This is a genomic window from Streptomyces sp. NPDC006261, assembly GCF_040613515.1.
Lineage (GTDB): Bacteria > Actinomycetota > Actinomycetes > Streptomycetales > Streptomycetaceae > Streptomyces.
This window is the reverse complement of record NZ_JBEXSI010000096.1, coordinates 1-15,467: the sequence shown is the minus strand read 5'-3', so window position 1 is coordinate 15,467 and position 15,467 is coordinate 1. Positions and strand designations below refer to the sequence as shown.

Sequence of the window (15,467 nt, the reverse complement as noted above, 5' to 3'; positions counted from 1 at the left end):
GTCGCCGACGACGAGCGGCAGGAACGGGAAGAAGTCCCCGCCCAGGTCCGTCCGCCACGCGTGAGTGACCTCTCCCCCAGTCCAGTGCCCTCCGGCGCGGGTGCGGGCAGGGCGGGCACGGGCGAGGGGGCGTACGCGGGCCACTCGTCGTCCACATCGAGACCGGCGAACCGCGCGCCGCGCGGCTTCTTGCGCCGGGCCGCAGGCGCGGGGGCGGGCTCGGCCGCGGGGGCGGGCTCGGGGGCGGGTGCGGCCCTCCGGGAACGGGAACGCCCGAGGGGCTCAGGGACCTCCGGAGCCGGAACTGGCTCCGCAACGAACTCCGGCACACGCTGCGGCGTGGGCTCCGGTAGGCGCTCCGGGTCCGCCCCGGCGCGCGGGTGCGCTACCGTCACCGCCGCCAGCCGCTTGCGCAGCTCCGCGCACCGGGCCGAGGCGCGCCGGTGGTCGTCGTGGGCCCAGGCCAGCGCCTCCGGGTCGGCCGGGCCCACGCCCCCCGCCCCGGCCGTGCGCAGCCGCTCGGCCGCCCGGCCCTGCTCGCGGATCATCAACTCCAGCCGGTGGACCAGCTCCTGGTGTCCGCCGGGCCGCCGGTCGTGGGCGGCTGCGGAGGCGGAGTACAGCGCGGCGGCCCGTACCGAGACCTGCTCGGCGAAGTGTGCGCCGTGGAGCGCGGCCAGGTCGGCGAGCAGCGACTCCACGACGTCCCAGGGCGGGATCTCCACCCCGTCGAGACAGGACCGCATCCCCTGCGGGTCGCGCCGGGTGAAGACCCCGTACCACCCGCGTCCGGGGTCGAGCCGGGCCGTGATCTCCCGTAGACACCGCGCGAACGTGCTTACGCCCACCGCATGCTGATGCACCGTCATCGTCGCCCTCGCCGACTGCCGACTGGCCTTCCAGTCCGCAGGCATTCGACCGCAGGTGTGTTACGAGGCGGCTACGCGCAGCTTTCGTCCGCGCTGCGGCGGGTGCACGGGGGCCGACGCCGTGCGCCCCCGTACGCGACCGGCGGCCGGGCTCAGAAGGTGACGGCGATCCCGGTGTGCGGGCGCTTGCCGAAGCGGGCGACGGTGGCGGGCCGGTCGACGAGCCAGAACTTCCACGTGTACTTGCGGGCCAGCAGCTTGCGCACCCTGCGGGTCCCGTCAGCGTCGAGGAGGCGTGCCCTGCCCTCGGCCTTCGGGGCGCCTTCGGGGATCCGGCCGCGTACGTCGCAGACGGTGACGACCACGTCGGCGTTGTTCCGGAGCCGCTTGACCTTCCATGAATCGGAGCGGGTCCACACGTACAGCACCTCGCCCTCGGCCACGGCCCATACGGGCGTGGCGACGGGCGTGCCGTCCTTGCGGTAGGTGGTCAGGCTGACGTACTCGCTGCGCGCGAAGTCCTGAAGAGTCACAGGCGTGACCCTACGCATCGCCAGGGTCGTTACGCGATCAGGGGCACGGCGGCGGGTTCGGGGGCGCAGCGGCCGAGCAGCTCGTCCATGGAGAGGCCGAGCGCCCCGGCGAGCGCGGCGACCGTGAAGAAGGCAGGGGTGGGGGCGCGGCCGGTCTCGATCTTACGGAGGGTCTCGGCGGAGATTCCGGCGCTCGCCGCGACGGCGACCATGCTGCGCTCCCCGCGCGCCTCACGGAGCAGACGGCCGAGCCGTTCGCCGCGGAGGCGCTCTTCAGGGGTGAGAGGGGTGCGGACCATGAGGCCACTCTACTACGGTTCGCCATTCTTATACCGTCATTACTATACCGCTTCGACCGGTATAGTAATGGGTATGGTGCACATCAAGACAGACACATCCATCGAAGCCATGCGCGAGTCCGGACGCGTCGTCGCGCGGATCCTGGCCCGCGCCCGGGAGGTCGCGGCGATCGGCGTGACCCCCCGCGAGCTGGACGAGGCGGCACGCGATGTGCTGCGCGAGGCGGGGGCCTCCTCGCCCTTCCTGAACTACAAGCCGCACTTCGCGCCCACCCCGTTCCCCGCCGTCATCTGCGTCTCCGTGAACGACGCGGTCGTCCACGGCATCCCCTCCGCCGAGCCCCTGCGCGACGGCGACCTGGTCAGCGTGGACACGGGCGCCCTCCTCGGCGGCTGGGCGGGCGACGCGGCGGTCAGCTTCACCGTCGGCGAGGCCCGCCCGGCCGACACCGAGCTGATCGGCGCGGCCACCGCCGCGCTCGAGGCGGGCATCTCGGCGGCGGTCGTCGGCAACCGGATCGGCGACATCGCCCACGCCATCGGCACGGTCTGCCGCAAGGCGGGTTACGGCATCCTCGACGGGTACGGCGGCCACGGCATCGGCCGTTCGATGCACGAGGACCCGTCCGTGCCGAACGAGGGACAGCCCGGGCGCGGCATGCCGTTGCGCCACGGGATGGTCCTCGCGATCGAGCCCATGCTGCTCGCCGGCGGCCTCGACGAGTTCCGCCACGACCCGGACGGCTGGACGCTGCGGACGACCGACGGCAGCCGGGCCGCGCACGCCGAGCACACGGTGGCCATCACGAAGGACGGCCCGCGCGTCCTCACCGCCCTCTGACGGCTCTTTCGAAGCCCTCAGCGTCCGATGAACACCCTCGCCAGCGCCTCGCCCCGGCTCTCCGCCTCGGCGCGGCTCTCGATCGGTGAGACGCGGGAGTCCTTGAACGCGATGTACGTGACGCCGGACGGGGCCCCGCCGGTCGTCGGGTGGGGGTCGATGGACAGCGCCTCCGCCAGCGCGTACGACCCCTCGCCGATGATCCCGGCGGGCCCGGTGTCGCCGATGACGGCGTACCGCACCTGACCCTTGTGGATCACGGCGACGACGCTGCCGCCGGTCAGCCCGGACTTCCGGTAGTCCCAGATCCGGCCCGGCGCGGGCACCACCACGAACGGCAGCCGGGCCGAGTCCAGCGGTTTGCCGCGGGAGGTCTGGAACGCGGTCTGCGGCTGGAAGTAGGGGTCGGACTTCGTGTTGCAGGCCTTCGTCTTCCGGCCGTCGCAGTCGATGTCCATGTCCGCCTTCCAGAACACGGCGTCCGAGGTGCCGCAGACGGGGACGGTGGCTTTGGAGCGGTTCGCGTCCGTGCGGTACTTGCCCCGCGAGATCTGCCGGCAGGAGCGGACCTCGGCGAGCAGTTCCTCGGCACTCACCGGCAGATCCGCACTCACCGTCAGGTCCGCACCGACCCGCGCGTCCGCGAGGCCTCCCGGCGCAGGACCCACCCGGGTGTCCGGCGGTGTGTCCGGTACGGGGACGCCGGCGGTGGCGGGCATCGCCGCCGGGCCGAGCAGGGCGGCGCCGCAGGCCGCGGAGGTGACGGCGGTCAGAGCGAACGTTCGGCTGCGCATCGTGGGGGACGGCCCTTCCAGTCGACCGGAGGGACCCGTGCGGCCCCTCCTCGTGCCGGCACGGGATCTCCGGCTCTCCCCTCCCCCGGCGGCGGTCCCGGTCGTGCGCGGCGCGTCCGCGTACGACCGGCCCCGCGGCCCCTGCTTCCTGAAACCGGGTCAGCTCCTGCCGCCCGGCTGCACCACCATGGCCGAGCCACCGCCCCGCCGCACCTTTTCCGCGGCTGCCAGCCAGCGGCCGTCGGGGAGCCGCTGTACGCCGGTGGCGGCGCCGATCTCCGGGTTCTGCCGGAAGGCGTGGCCGAGCGCTTCGAGCTCGCCGCGGACCGGGCTGTTCCACAGGTCCGGCTCGATCTCGGTGGTGGCCGCGTTGCGCTGGCTGGCGCGCGGTGCGGCGATCGCGTCGACGAGCGGGAGCCCGCGGTCCAGGTGGCCGGTCAGGGACTGGAGCACGGTGGTGATGATCGTGGCGCCGCCCGGTGAACCGAGGGCGAGGACCGGCTTGCCGTCCTTGAGCACGATGGTCGGGGCCATCGACGAGCGGGGGCGCTTGCCCGGGCCCGGCAGGTTCGGGTCGTGGACGGCCGGGTCGGCCGGGGCGAAGGAGAAGTCGGTCAGCTCGTTGTTGAGGAGGAAGCCGCGGCCGGGGACCGTGATGCCGCTGCCGCCGGTGGACTCGATCGTCAGGGTGTAGGAGACGACGTTGCCCCACTTGTCGGCCGTCGTCAGGTGCGTGGTGTTCTCCCCCTCGAACGTCGTGGGCGCGGCCGTGCCGCCGCTTTTGCACCGGGCCGGGTTTCGTGGGTCACCGGGCGCCACCGGACTGGTCAGCACCGCGTCGTCCCTGATCAGGCATCCGCGCGCGTCGGCGAACCGCTGGCTCAGCAGCTCCTTCGTGGGGACGTCCTCGAAGGCCGGGTCGCCCACCCAGCGGCCCCGGTCGGCGAAGGCGATACGGCTCGCCTCGATGAGCCGGTGGAGGTAGCGGGTCTCGCTCGCCCCCGACAGGTCGGTGCGCTCCAGCATGTTGAGGGCCTGGGCCACGGTCGTACCGCCGGACGAGGAGGGCGCCATGCCGTAGACGTCCAGGCCCCGGTAGCCGGCCTTCGTCGGCTTCTGCTTCAGCGTGCGGTAGGAGGAGAGGTCCTTGCGGGTCAGGTCGCCGGCACGGACGGTCCGGGTGGCCTGCGGGTCGACGGGCGGCTTGCGGACCGTACGGACGATGTCGTCCGCCAACTCGCCCCGGTAGAGCTCCGCGACACCCTTGCGGCCGAGCTGCTCGTAGGTGCGGGCCAGGTCGGGGTTCTTGAACACCGAGCCCACGGCCGGCAGTTCACCGCCCGGCAGGAACAGCTTCGCGGAGGCCGGGAAGTCGGCGAACCGGGCCTGGTTGGAGGCCGTCTGCGAGCGGAAGGTGGAGTCCACCACGAAGCCGTCCCGGGCCAGGCGTCCGGCCGGTTTCAGCAGCGTACGAAGGGACTTGGAGCCCCAGGTGTCGAGCGCCCGCTCCCAGGTGGCGGGGGTGCCGGGGGTACCGACGCCGAGGCCGCTGGTGACGCCTTCCTCGGACGGGATGGGCTTGCCGTTCTCCAGGAAGAGGGAGGCGTCGGCGCTGCGGGGTGCTGTCTCGCGGCCGTCGATGGTCTGCACCGTGTGCTTCTCGGCGTCGTAGTGGACGAGGTAGCCTCCGCCGCCGATGCCCGCCGAGTACGGCTCGGTCACGCCGAGCGCGGCGGCGGTCGCCACGGCCGCGTCCACCGCGTTGCCGCCCTGGCGCAGCACCTCGATCCCGGCCGCCGACGCGTCCCGGTCGACGCTGGCCACCGCTCCCCCGTAGCCCACCGCCACCGGGGACTTGGGCGGGGCGGGGTGCCGGTGCGCGGGCTCCGCGGAGCCCGCGGGCGCGGTGGCCCCGAGTGAGGCGACCAAGGCGAGGGCGGCCACCATCGACATGTTCCGGCCGACGGAACGGTGCATACGAACCTCCAGTCAACGGATCTCCGCGCAGGCTAGCCCCCGGGCACCCGGATCGTCAGGACCGCCTCGAACGGTTACCCGAATGACCGATAACATGCCCGGCCATGACGGACGACGTGCGCAACATCGTGCTGGGCGTGATAGCCGCCGGGGTCAGCGGATCGCTGGGCTGGCTGGCCCGTACCTACCTCCTTCGGCGCAAGCTGCGCCGCAAGCAGGCGTTCTTCGGGCTGCCGGCCCACTCCGAGTGCCTGCTGGTGGTCAACCGGTACGCGGGCGCCGAGGGGTCCGTGCACCGGTACGACGTCTTCGCGCTGCTGGAGCTCTCCGCGCTGATCAAGGACTGTGCGGCGAACGCGCAGATCGTGACCCACGACGTGGCGCAGCAGGGTTTCGGGGAGCGTACGGAGTTCTGCGTCGGCGGCCCGACGTCCAACCAGCGGATGGCTGCCCACCTGCGGACCCTGCTCCCCGGCGTACGGATCAACACCGAGCCGGACCCCGGCCCGGACCGCGTCGCCTTCCAGATCGGTTCGGAGCGCTACCGACTGGAGCCGGGGACCTCGGAGTACGTGCTGCTGGCGCGACTGACGGGCGGTCAGGAGGCGCGGCCGGTCTTCCTGTTCTGCGGTCAGCGGGCCATCACCAACCAGGCGGCGACCCGATATGTGTCGCGCCACCACGAGAAACTGCTGCGCAAGCACGGCGACAAGTCGTTCGCGCTGCTGCTGAAGGTGGTCAACTCCCAGGCGTACGGCCCCGATGTGGTGGAGGTCGTCGGCGATGTGACCCGCGCGGCGCAGACGCCCGCGACGACGGCCCCGGCCTCCCACCGGGCGGGTGACTGAGCGGGCCCGGCGTCAGCGCCGCAGCCGGGCCCGGCCGCCCTCCACCATCGCGGTGATCTCACCGATCCTCAGCGGCCGGGCCAGCAGCACCACCACGAGCAGCAGGGCGAGGGTCCCCGCCCCGGCGGCCGCCACGTCCCCCGCGCCCTCGGCCGCGCGGGCGGCCACGTAGGCGAGCGCCCCGGCGGGCAGGCAGGCGGCGATCAGCCGGAGGTGGGCACCGAGGGTGGGTGAGCGCAGCAGGGGCCCGGCCCCGGTGGCCGAGATCCGCCGGGACAGCACGTACCCGGTGACGGCGAAGCCGACGGAGAAGGCCACCGTGCTCGCTCCGGCCATCCCGGTCACGGCCCAGCGTGCGGGCAGCACCCAGTAGGCGGCCGCCGAGAGACCGGCGTTGACGGCGGCGACGACGAGGTTGAGCAGGAAGGGCGTGCGGGTGTCGCCCATCGCGTAGAAGCCGCGGGAGAGGACGTACTGCCCGGAGAAGGCGATGAGCCCGGGGGCGAACGCCATCATGATTCCGGCCATCACCGTGATGTCGGCGTCGGTGGCGCGCCCGTACCCGAAGACGGAGCCGATCACCCAGGGCGCGAGGACCAGGAACGCGGTGGCGGCGGGCACGACGACCGCGGCGCTGGTCCGCAGGGCGTACGCGACATCGCGCCGGACCCCGGCGAGGTCCCCGTCGGCCGCCGCCCGGCTCATCCGGGGCATCAGCGCGGTGACGAGCGAGACGGTGATGATGCCCTGCGGGACGACCCAGAGCTGGTAGGCGTAGCTGTACGCGGTGTAGCCCGCCCCGCCCGCCACCTGCTGCTCGAACGCCTCCTGACCGGCGATGGTGGAGTACCGGGTGACGACCCAGTACGCGAGCTGGTTGGTGAGCACCAGCAGCACGAGCCAGCCGGCCGAGCGCATCGGCCGGGTCAGTCCGCTGCCACGCCAGTCGAAACGGGGCCGCCAGCGGAACTTCGCGGCCCGCAGCGCGGGAAGCAGCGCGAGGGTCTGCACGGCGATCCCGGCGGTGGTGCCCCAGCCCAGGAGGTGGGCGTCGGTGTTGGACAGGGCGCCGTCGGAGCTCGCGGCGACGGCGATGTAGAGGCCGAACACCCCGATGATCACCATGTTGTTGAGGACCGGGGTCCACATCATCGCGCCGAACCGGCCGCGGGCGTTGAGGACCTGGCCGAGCAGGGTGAAGAGCCCGTAGAAGAGGATCTGCGGCAGGCAGTAGCGGGCCAGCGCCACGGTCAGCTCGGCCTGGCGGCCGTCGTAGTCGGTGTAGACGCCGACGATCAGGGGCGCCGCCGCCACGGCGAGCGCGGTGAGCGCGAGGAGGCCGACGGTGCACAGGGTGAGCAGCCGGTCGGTGTACGCGGCTCCGCCGTCGGCATGCTCCTTGGCGGCCCGGACCAGCTCGGGGACGAAGACCGCGTTGAGCGCGCCGCCGATGAGCAGGATGTAGAGGATGTTGGGGACGGTGTTGGCGACCGTGTAGCCGTCGGCGGTCAGCCCGGTGCCGAGCGCGGCGACGACGACGGCTGAACGGACGAACCCGGTGGCGCGGGAGACGACGGAGCCCGCCGCCATCACGGCCCCGCTGCGCAGGACGGAGGCGGACCGGGCCGGAGCTATCCCGGCCTCCTCCCCCACGTCATCGGGATGTACGGCCCCGTCGGGATGTACGGCCCCGTCGGGCTTCACATCCCCCCCGAGCCCTCCGGCCCCCTCGGGCTTGACGGTTCCGCTCACTGGTCTCTCCCGCGCTCCGAGGTACTGGCCGACGGTGGAGGGTACTCCGCGCGATCAGGGCCCGGACGGGCGGGGCACGGACGGAACCGGCGAGGAGACACGGGCGGAATCCGACATGGGGGAAACGGAACCCGGCAGGGGGGAAACCGCCTCTCACCTGTCGAGTCTTGCTGCCCTGGAGGTCTTTCCGTTGAGTTCCGCACGCCCGCGCATCCCTCGTACCGCCCCGTCCGGCCGGAACGCCCGGCTCGCCCTCACCGTCCCGGCGGCGCTGCTCGCCGCCGCGCTCACGGCCTGTTCGGGCGGTGGTGCCTCCGGTTCCGCCGCTCAGGAGGGCGGGGACGGCAAGGCACTGGCGACCAGCATCTCCGTCAACCTCCAGGGCAAGGCGGCGGCCCCGGGTGAACCGGTGAAGGTCTCGCTGGCGGAGGGGAAGCTGAAGACGGTGTCGGTGAGGGCGGGTGAGGGCGGCACGCTGGCCGGGAAGATATCCGCCGACGGCCGGACCTGGATATCCGAGCGGGTCGCCGCGCCGGGCACCGCGTACACGGTCGAGGCGAAGGACGCGGACGGGGGCAGCGACACGGCCACCTTCACGACCGCCGAGGCGGAGAAGGTCAACAAGCTGTCGCTCGCGCCGGGCAAGAACACCACGGTCGGCATCGCCCAGCCGCTGTCGGTCGTCTTCGACCACCCGGTGAAGAACAAGGCGGCGGTGGAGCAGGCCCTGAAGGTGTCCACCTCGAACAGCACCGAGGGCTCCTGGGGCTGGCTGCAGGACTACTCGGGCAAGGACCGCGTCGACTGGCGGCCCGAGGAGTACTGGAAGCCCGGCACGAAGGTCACTCTGGCCGCCGAGCTGAACGGCATCGACACGGGCACGGACGGCGGCTGGTTCGTCCGTGACTACCTGACGGCGTTCACCATCGGCGCCGCGCAGGTGGTCAAGGTGGACCTCGACGGACACCGCCTCTCCCTGCACCGCGACGGCAAGCAGGTGCTTCAGGCGCCGATGTCGGGCGGTACGCCGGGCGGCGACAAGGCGTCCTGGCGGGGCACGGCGGTCCTGATGTCGAAGGAGGGCACGATCAACATGCGCTCCGAGACGGTGGGCCTCGGCGACGCCTACGACAAGATGGTCGACTACTCGATGCGGCTGACCTGGTCGGGGATGTACGCGCACGCCGCGCCGTGGAACTCCGGCTACTTCGGCAACGCCAACCGCAGCTCGGGCTGTCTCGGGATGAGCGACGCGAACGCGTCGGCGCTCTACGGGCAGGTACGGGTGGGCGACCCGTTCGAGATCACCGGCGCCGACGCCAAGGGCACGGTCGCCGAGGGCAACGGGTACGGCGCGTGGAACGTGGCGTGGGCCGACTGGCAGACGAGGAGCGCGCTGAAGTGAGCCGCGCGCTCACCCCCGAACAGCCGAAGTCCTACTGACACCGCGTCCAACAATCGTTACCTTCACGCAACACACCCGGTGGTTACCAGCGGTAAGCAACCGGGGTTACCGTCGGGTCACTTTGCACTGACACGCGTGAGGAGTGACCCGTGGTACGTCCGAAACCGGCACTGCGCACCACCGCTTCGATCACCACCGCCGCCGTCCTGCTGACCGGAGCCGCCCTCGGTGCGGCTCCGGCAGCCGGAGCCGCACCCGCCCCCACCTCGGCGAGCGCCTCCGCGCCGGGTTGGACGTTCCACGACATCCCCGGCTCCGGGGGCATCACCCTCAAGGGCAACGTGTTCAGACCGTCCGGAGCGGCGGCCGGTACCAAGCACCCCCTCATCGTCTTCCCGACCAGCTGGGCCATGCCGCAGATCGAGTACCTGGCGCAGGCCCAGAAGCTCGCCGACTCCGGATATGTGGTGCTGAGTTACACCTCGCGCGGCTTCTGGCTCTCCGGCGGGAAGATCGAGGTGGCGGGGCCGCCGGACATCGCGGACGCCTCCGCCGTCATCGACTGGGCGCTGGCGAACACCTCGGCCGACCCGGACCGGATCGGCATGGGCGGGGTCAGTTACGGCGCGGGCATCAGCCTGCTGGCGGCCGGGCACGACCCGCGGATCAAGGCGGTGGCCGCCCTCAGCGGCTGGGCCGACCTGATCGAGTCGATCTACAGCGGGCGGACCCAGCACCTCCAGGCCGCGGCCCTGCTCGGCGGCGCCGGGCTGATCACCGGCCGCCCCAGCGACGAACTCTCCCAGACGCTCAAGGGCTTCCTCGGCTCCAACCTGGTCAAGGAGCCAGAGATGATCGCCTGGGGCGCCAAGCGCTCGCCCGCGACGTACCTCGACAAGATCAACGCCAACGGCGCGGCCGTCATGATGGGCAACGCCTGGGGCGACACGATCTTCCCGCCCAACCAGTACGCCTCGTTCTACGAGAAGCTCACCGGCCCCAAGCGGCTGGAGTTCCGCCCCGGCGACCACGCGACCGCCGAGCTGACCGGCCTGTTCGGGCTGCCCAACGACACCTGGACGAGCACCCGCCGCTGGTTCGACCGCTACCTCAAGGGCGAGCGCAACGGCATCGACACCGAGCAGCCCGTCCAGCTCAAGTCCCGCAACGACGAGGGGTACGAGGGTTACCCGGACTGGAAGTCGGTGGGCTCGGCCGAGAAGCGTATACAGCTCGACGGTACGAAGAAGGTCTGGGCGAACGTCGACTCCGGTGCCAACGGGGGCATCACGCTGCTCTCCAACGCCCTGGACCAGTTCCTGAAGCTGCCGCCGACCGTCTCCGTACCCCTTCTGCCAGGCACCTTCGCGAGCGTGTGGCAGTCCGAGAAGTACGGCTCCCAGCAGCGCGTCCGGGGTACGGCCGAGCTGCACACCACGGTGACCAGCACCAAGCCGAGCGGCACCTTCGTCGCGTACCTCTACGATGTGGGCCCGCTCGGCGTGGGCAAACTGGTCAGCAACGCCCCGTACACGTTCCACGGGCAGACGCCGGGCCGGCCCTTCCCCGTCGACCTGGAGCTGTTCTCCACGGCCTACGACGTCCCGGCCGGTCACCGGCTCGCCCTGGTGATCGACACCGTCGATCCGCTGTACATCGAGCACAACCCGACCGGCGCGCAGCTGACCTTCTCCTCGCCCTCCACGGACCCGAGTCATCTCTCGGTCCCGCTGCGCGAGAAGTGATCACCGACTGCTGCCGGGCGGGACATGCTCCGCTACTGCCCTCCCGGCAGCAGCTTCCCCGGCTCGGCCGGGGCCACCCCCACCGCCTCCGTCCTCGGATTGCGCCGCTGCCTTCGCGCCACCCAGGTGGCGAACCACGAGAGCAGCATGCACATACCGATGTAGATCGGAGAGATCACCATCACGACAGGGATGAAGGGAAGATCGTAGTCGAGATTCGACGCGATCAGCTTTCCAGCGTGGAGGAATTCCTCGTAGGTGATCAGGTAGCCCAGTGAGGTGTCCTTGAGGGCGACCACCAGCTGACTGATGATGGTCGGCAGCATCGCGCGCACGGCCTGGGGGGCCAGGACGAACGTCGTGACCTGGGTCTTGCGCATCCCGAGGGCGTACGCGGCCTCCCGCTGGCCCCGGTCCACGGAGTTGATCCCGGTCCGGAAGACCTCCGCGAGGACCGAGCCGTTGTAGAGGGTCAGTCCGGCGACCAGAGCGGGCAGGGCCTGGACCTTCAGCGCCACGAAGATGAAGAAGATCATCACCAGCACCGGCATGGCCCGGAAGAACTCGACCAGCAGGGTGGAGATCCAGCGCACCGGGCGGTGCACGGAGAGCCGGCCGACCGTGAGGACCGCGCCGAGGGCGAGGGAGAGCACGGCGGCGTACGCGAACGCCTTGAGCGTGTTGCCGAGCCCGCGCAGGAGCAGTTCCTGGATGCCCTTGTACTGGAAGGGGCGCCACTTCTCGGCGGTGAACTGGTCGGTGTCGAAGAGCAGATAGATGATCCAGCCGACGAGGGCGAGGATCACGGCCGTCGAGGCGATCCCGTACAGGAGATGCCGTTTGCGGGTCTGCGGCCCCGGGATGTCGTAGAGCGCGGTGGCCGAGGGGACATGGGTCATCGTGCGACTCCCCAGCGCTTCTCCATCACGTTGAAGAGCGCACTGATGGTCAGGGTGATGATCAGGTAGCCGACGGCGATCCAGATGAACGTCCAGATGATGCTGTAGCCCAGCTCGTTGAGCGTCCGGTAGGTGCCGAGCAGCTCGGTGACGCTGAACGCGCCGGCGATCGCGGAGTTCTTGGCCAGCGCGATCAGGGTGGAGCCGACGGGCGGGATCACCGAGCGGAAGGCCTGCGGCAGGACGACCTCGCTCAGGGTCTGGCCGAAGGTCATCCCGAGGCTGCGGGCGGCCTCGCCCTGGCCGGTGGGCACGGTGTTGATGCCGGAGCGCAGCACCTCGCAGATGAAGGCGGAGGTGTAGCAGCCGAGCGCCAGGACGGCGAAGAGCTGGAAGGGCAGCACGAGGCCGAAGCGGGGCAGGCCGAGGAGGACCGCGAAGAACAGCAGCGTCAGCGGGGTGTTGCGCAGCACGGTCACCCAGACCGTGCCCAGCACCCGCAGCGAGCCGACGGGGGCGACGCGGAAGGAGGCCATGACGAAGCCGAGCGCGAGGGCGAGGGCCGAGGAGTAGACGGTCAGCTCGACGGTGCCGAGGAAGCCCTCGCCGTAGAGGGAGAAGTTGTCTGTCAGTACGTCCATGGGTGGGGCCGTCCCCTCAGTTCGCCGGGTAGCGGTCGATCGGCGGCGGGGTCGGCGCGGGCACGCCGGAGCGCCCCAGCGTCGCTTCGAACGCCTTCTTCCAGTTGCCGTTCTTCTCGTTCGCCTCCAGCGCGTCGTTGAGGGCGGCCCGCAGCGGGTTGTCGTTGCGCGGTACGCCGATGCCGTACGGCTCCTCGGAGAAGGGCTTGCCGACGACCTTCATCTCCTCGGGCGCCTTGGCCGCGAAGCCCAGCAGGATCGCGTCGTCGGTGGTGACGGCGTCGACCTGGTAGGTCAGCAGGTTGTCGACGCAGATCGAGTACGTGTCGTAGGCGACGAGCACCGCCTTGGGGTAGTCCTCGGCGATGCGCTGGTAGGGCGTGGAGCCGGCCGCCGAGCAGACCGTCCTGCCGTCCAGGTCCGGGGGCCCTTTGATGTCGTTCTCGTCGGTGCGCACCAGGAGTCCCTGGCCGGCCATGTAGTAGGGCCCGGCGAAACCCACGAGCTTCTTGCGCATGTCGTTGACGGTGTAGGTGCCGACGTAGTAGTCGATCTGGCCGTTCTGGAGTGCGGTCTCGCGGTTCGCGGAGGCGATGGTCCGGAAGCGGATGGTCTTCGGTTCGAAGCCGAGCGAGGCCGCCATCATCCGGGCGATCTCGATGTCGAAGCCGGAGTAGATACCGCTGGCCGGGTCCTTCTCGCCCAGGTAGGGCTGGTCCTCCTTGGCGCCGACGATCAGGTGGCCGCGCCGCTCCGCCTTCTGCCAGGTGGGCGACGCGGGCAGTTCGAAGCCCTGGTCCACCTGGTAGACGGGCAGCGCCTCGGGCGCCGGTCCCTTGACCGGCGGACTGCCCTCCTTGCCGCAGGCCGCGGCGAGGGCGGTGAGCAGGAGGCAGAGGGCGAGGGCGGCGCCGCGGCGGCCCGTACGGTGTCGGGTGGTGCGAGAACTGTTGGTAGGCGAAGTGCTGGTACGCGACACGAGAAGCCCCCCGTCAGTGCTTGAGGATCTTGGACAGGAAGTCCTTGGCACGGTCGCTTTCCGGGGCGGTGAAGAAGTCCTCCGGGGTGCGGTCCTCGACCACGCGGCCGTCGGCCATGAAGACGACGCGGTTGGCGGCGGACCGGGCGAAGCCCATCTCGTGGGTGACCACGACCATGGTCATGCCGTCCCGGGCGAGCTGCTGCATGACCTCCAGCACCTCGTTGATCATCTCCGGGTCGAGCGCCGAGGTGGGCTCGTCGAAGAGCAGCGCCTTGGGGTCCATGGCCAGGGCGCGGGCGATCGCCACGCGCTGCTGCTGGCCGCCGGAGAGCTGGGCGGGGAACTTGTCGGCCTGGGGGGCGAGGCCGACCCGCTCCAGCAGCTCCCGGGAGCGCCGGTCGGCCTCGTCCTTCTTGCGCCTACGGACCTTGAGCTGGGCCAGTGACACGTTGGCCAGCACGGTCTTGTGGGCGAAGAGGTTGAACGACTGGAACACCATGCCGACTTCGGCGCGGAGCTGGGCCAGGCCCTTGCCTTCGGCGGGGAGGGGCTTGCCGTCGATCAGGATGGAGCCGGACTCGATCGTCTCCAGCCGGTTGACCGCCCGGCAGAGGGTCGACTTCCCGGAGCCGGAGGGGCCGATGACCACCACCACCTCCCCGCGGCCGACGGTGAGATTGATGTCCTGAAGTACGTGCAACTCTCCGAAGTGTTTGTTGACGTCCCTCAGTTCGATCAACGGATCGACGGCCATGCGCTGCCCTACCCACTTGTCGCTGTGTCGAGGTCAGCGCAAACTATCCAGCCCGGAAAGGGACTTCGCACCCGACACGCCCAAATGGCACATAAGGCTGTTTATCTCTCTTGGTGATCAGTTCTCGGCCGACTCCGCGTACATCTGCGAGAGCTCGGGGCTGCCCGTCATGGCCCAGTCCAGCCCGGCGGCGACGACGTCGATCTCCCGCCCGGACTCCAGCCGCACCATAGGCTGCCCGCTCGGCCAGATGTCCCACGTGGCCCCCGGGACCGTGCGCACGATGACGGTGCCGAGGTAGAGACCGGCGTCGTTGCCCAGCCAGGGCAGCTCCTCGGGGTCGTCGCGCCAGCGCGGCGGCAGCTGGTCGAGCGCGGCCAACGAGGCCGGGGTGTCGTCGAGTTCGAGTCCTTGCTGCCCCGCCCGGGCACGCAGCAGTTCGCATTCGGCGAGCAGCTCGGCCGCGCCGTCGGGATCAGCTTCGACGGCGGCCGCGAGCGCGTGCCCCTGCGTACTGCCCTGACGCTTACGCCAGTTGTCCAAGAAAGGGATGTTCATACCACTAGGGTCCCACCCTTGCCAGGTTCCACACCACAGGGCGCGCGGGCCCTGCCGCGGTCCGGGCCGGCGAGCGCCGCGGACCGCAGGTGGCACGGAGCGGGAGAAATCCGATGCCCTAGGGTGCGAACATGAGTGCTCAGACGTATGTGTCGGACCTGTTCTCGCTGGCCGGCCGGGTCGCCGTCGTGACCGGCGGCAGCTCCGGGATCGGGCGGGCCATCACCGGGGCTCTTGCCCGGGCCGGGGCGAGCGTGGTCGTGGTGGCTCGGCGGGAGGCCGAACTCAAGGCCACCGTGGAGGAGTTGGTGGACGATGGGTGCCGGGCCGCCTGGTTGAGTGCTGATCTGGGCACCGCCGAGGGGGTGCGTGCCGCGGCCGACGGGGCCGTCGCAGCCCTCGGGGAGCCGGACATCCTCGTCAACTGTGCCGGGATCAACCTGCGGCCGTCCCTCGACGAGCTCGGTGAGGACGTCTGGGTGAAGCTTCCCCTTGATTGTGGACACCTGGAGACTGGGACCCGAGGTTCCAGAGGAAGTAGCACCAGGTGGGAAGCAAGTACACGAAGCG

General features: G+C 71.0%; 15 protein-coding genes and 1 pseudogene. 5 read left to right on the top strand and 11 right to left on the bottom strand.

Annotated features, from left to right (window positions below):
- The 3 genes and pseudogenes from ABZ154_RS33250 to ABZ154_RS33240 form a co-directional block, all read right to left on the bottom strand.
- Positions 1-869 (bottom strand): annotated as a pseudogene (locus ABZ154_RS33250) (hypothetical protein); the annotation flags it as partial.
- Positions 870-1,021: 152 nt separating this feature from the next.
- The gene (locus ABZ154_RS33245) at positions 1,022-1,402 is read right to left on the bottom strand and encodes a PPOX class F420-dependent oxidoreductase (RefSeq protein WP_356838082.1); all 381 of its coding nucleotides are present in this window, start codon (positions 1,400-1,402) and stop codon (positions 1,022-1,024) included.
- 29 nt (positions 1,403-1,431) lie between these two features.
- On the bottom strand, positions 1,432-1,701 hold the full coding sequence (locus tag ABZ154_RS33240) for a helix-turn-helix transcriptional regulator (protein ID WP_015612419.1): 270 nt from the start codon (positions 1,699-1,701) through the stop codon (positions 1,432-1,434).
- Between the two features lie 67 nt (positions 1,702-1,768).
- Between ABZ154_RS33240 and map the strand changes: the two genes are divergently transcribed.
- Positions 1,769-2,542, top strand: a complete 774-nt coding sequence (gene map / locus ABZ154_RS33235) for a type I methionyl aminopeptidase (protein ID WP_356838081.1) — start codon at positions 1,769-1,771, stop codon at positions 2,540-2,542.
- Between the two features lie 17 nt (positions 2,543-2,559).
- Here the strand turns inward: map and ABZ154_RS33230 are convergent, their stop codons facing one another.
- Positions 2,560-3,336 (bottom strand): glycoside hydrolase family 75 protein, encoded by a 777-nt coding sequence (locus ABZ154_RS33230; protein ID WP_356838080.1) that lies wholly within the window; start codon positions 3,334-3,336, stop codon positions 2,560-2,562.
- A gap of 159 nt (positions 3,337-3,495) precedes the next feature.
- Positions 3,496-5,313, bottom strand: coding sequence for a gamma-glutamyltransferase (gene ggt / locus ABZ154_RS33225; protein ID WP_356838079.1), 1,818 nt, complete (start codon positions 5,311-5,313; stop codon positions 3,496-3,498).
- Between the two features lie 104 nt (positions 5,314-5,417).
- On the opposite strand from ggt, the gene ABZ154_RS33220 reads away from it, so the two are divergent.
- The gene (locus ABZ154_RS33220; protein WP_356838078.1) at positions 5,418-6,161 is read left to right on the top strand and encodes a hypothetical protein; all 744 of its coding nucleotides are present in this window, start codon (positions 5,418-5,420) and stop codon (positions 6,159-6,161) included.
- A 12-nt stretch (positions 6,162-6,173) separates the two neighbouring features.
- Here the strand turns inward: ABZ154_RS33220 and murJ are convergent, their stop codons facing one another.
- A complete protein-coding gene (murJ, locus tag ABZ154_RS33215) occupies positions 6,174-7,814 on the bottom strand; it encodes a murein biosynthesis integral membrane protein MurJ (protein WP_356838083.1) in 1,641 nt (546 codons plus the stop codon).
- 289 nt (positions 7,815-8,103) lie between these two features.
- Between murJ and ABZ154_RS33210 the strand changes: the two genes are divergently transcribed.
- On the top strand, positions 8,104-9,318 hold the full coding sequence (locus tag ABZ154_RS33210; RefSeq protein ID WP_356838077.1) for an Ig-like domain-containing protein: 1,215 nt from the start codon (positions 8,104-8,106) through the stop codon (positions 9,316-9,318).
- Positions 9,319-9,467: 149 nt separating this feature from the next.
- Positions 9,468-11,063, top strand: a complete 1,596-nt coding sequence (locus ABZ154_RS33205) for a CocE/NonD family hydrolase (protein WP_356838076.1) — start codon at positions 9,468-9,470, stop codon at positions 11,061-11,063.
- A 32-nt stretch (positions 11,064-11,095) separates the two neighbouring features.
- Here ABZ154_RS33205 and ABZ154_RS33200 read toward each other — a convergent pair whose 3' ends face one another.
- From ABZ154_RS33200 to ABZ154_RS33180, 5 genes are all read right to left on the bottom strand, one after another.
- Entirely contained in the window at positions 11,096-11,962 is an 867-nt protein-coding gene (locus ABZ154_RS33200; protein ID WP_356838075.1) for an amino acid ABC transporter permease, read from the bottom strand.
- Complete coding sequence (locus ABZ154_RS33195; RefSeq protein WP_327221339.1) at positions 11,959-12,603, bottom strand: amino acid ABC transporter permease; 645 nt, start codon at positions 12,601-12,603, stop codon at positions 11,959-11,961. The genes ABZ154_RS33200 and ABZ154_RS33195 overlap by 4 nt, the downstream gene beginning before the upstream one ends.
- A gap of 16 nt (positions 12,604-12,619) precedes the next feature.
- Positions 12,620-13,582, bottom strand: coding sequence for a glutamate ABC transporter substrate-binding protein (locus ABZ154_RS33190; RefSeq protein ID WP_356838074.1), 963 nt, complete (start codon positions 13,580-13,582; stop codon positions 12,620-12,622).
- A gap of 13 nt (positions 13,583-13,595) precedes the next feature.
- A complete protein-coding gene (locus tag ABZ154_RS33185; protein WP_356838073.1) occupies positions 13,596-14,339 on the bottom strand; it encodes an amino acid ABC transporter ATP-binding protein in 744 nt (247 codons plus the stop codon).
- A 117-nt stretch (positions 14,340-14,456) separates the two neighbouring features.
- Positions 14,457-14,897 carry a DUF6278 family protein gene (locus ABZ154_RS33180; RefSeq protein ID WP_356838072.1) on the bottom strand — a complete coding sequence of 147 codons (441 nt, stop codon included), beginning with the start codon at positions 14,895-14,897 and terminating at the stop codon, positions 14,457-14,459.
- 131 nt (positions 14,898-15,028) lie between these two features.
- Here ABZ154_RS33180 and ABZ154_RS33175 point away from each other — a divergent pair.
- A partial coding sequence (locus ABZ154_RS33175) for an SDR family NAD(P)-dependent oxidoreductase (protein ID WP_356838071.1) occupies positions 15,029-15,467 on the top strand: 439 nt, incomplete at its 3' end.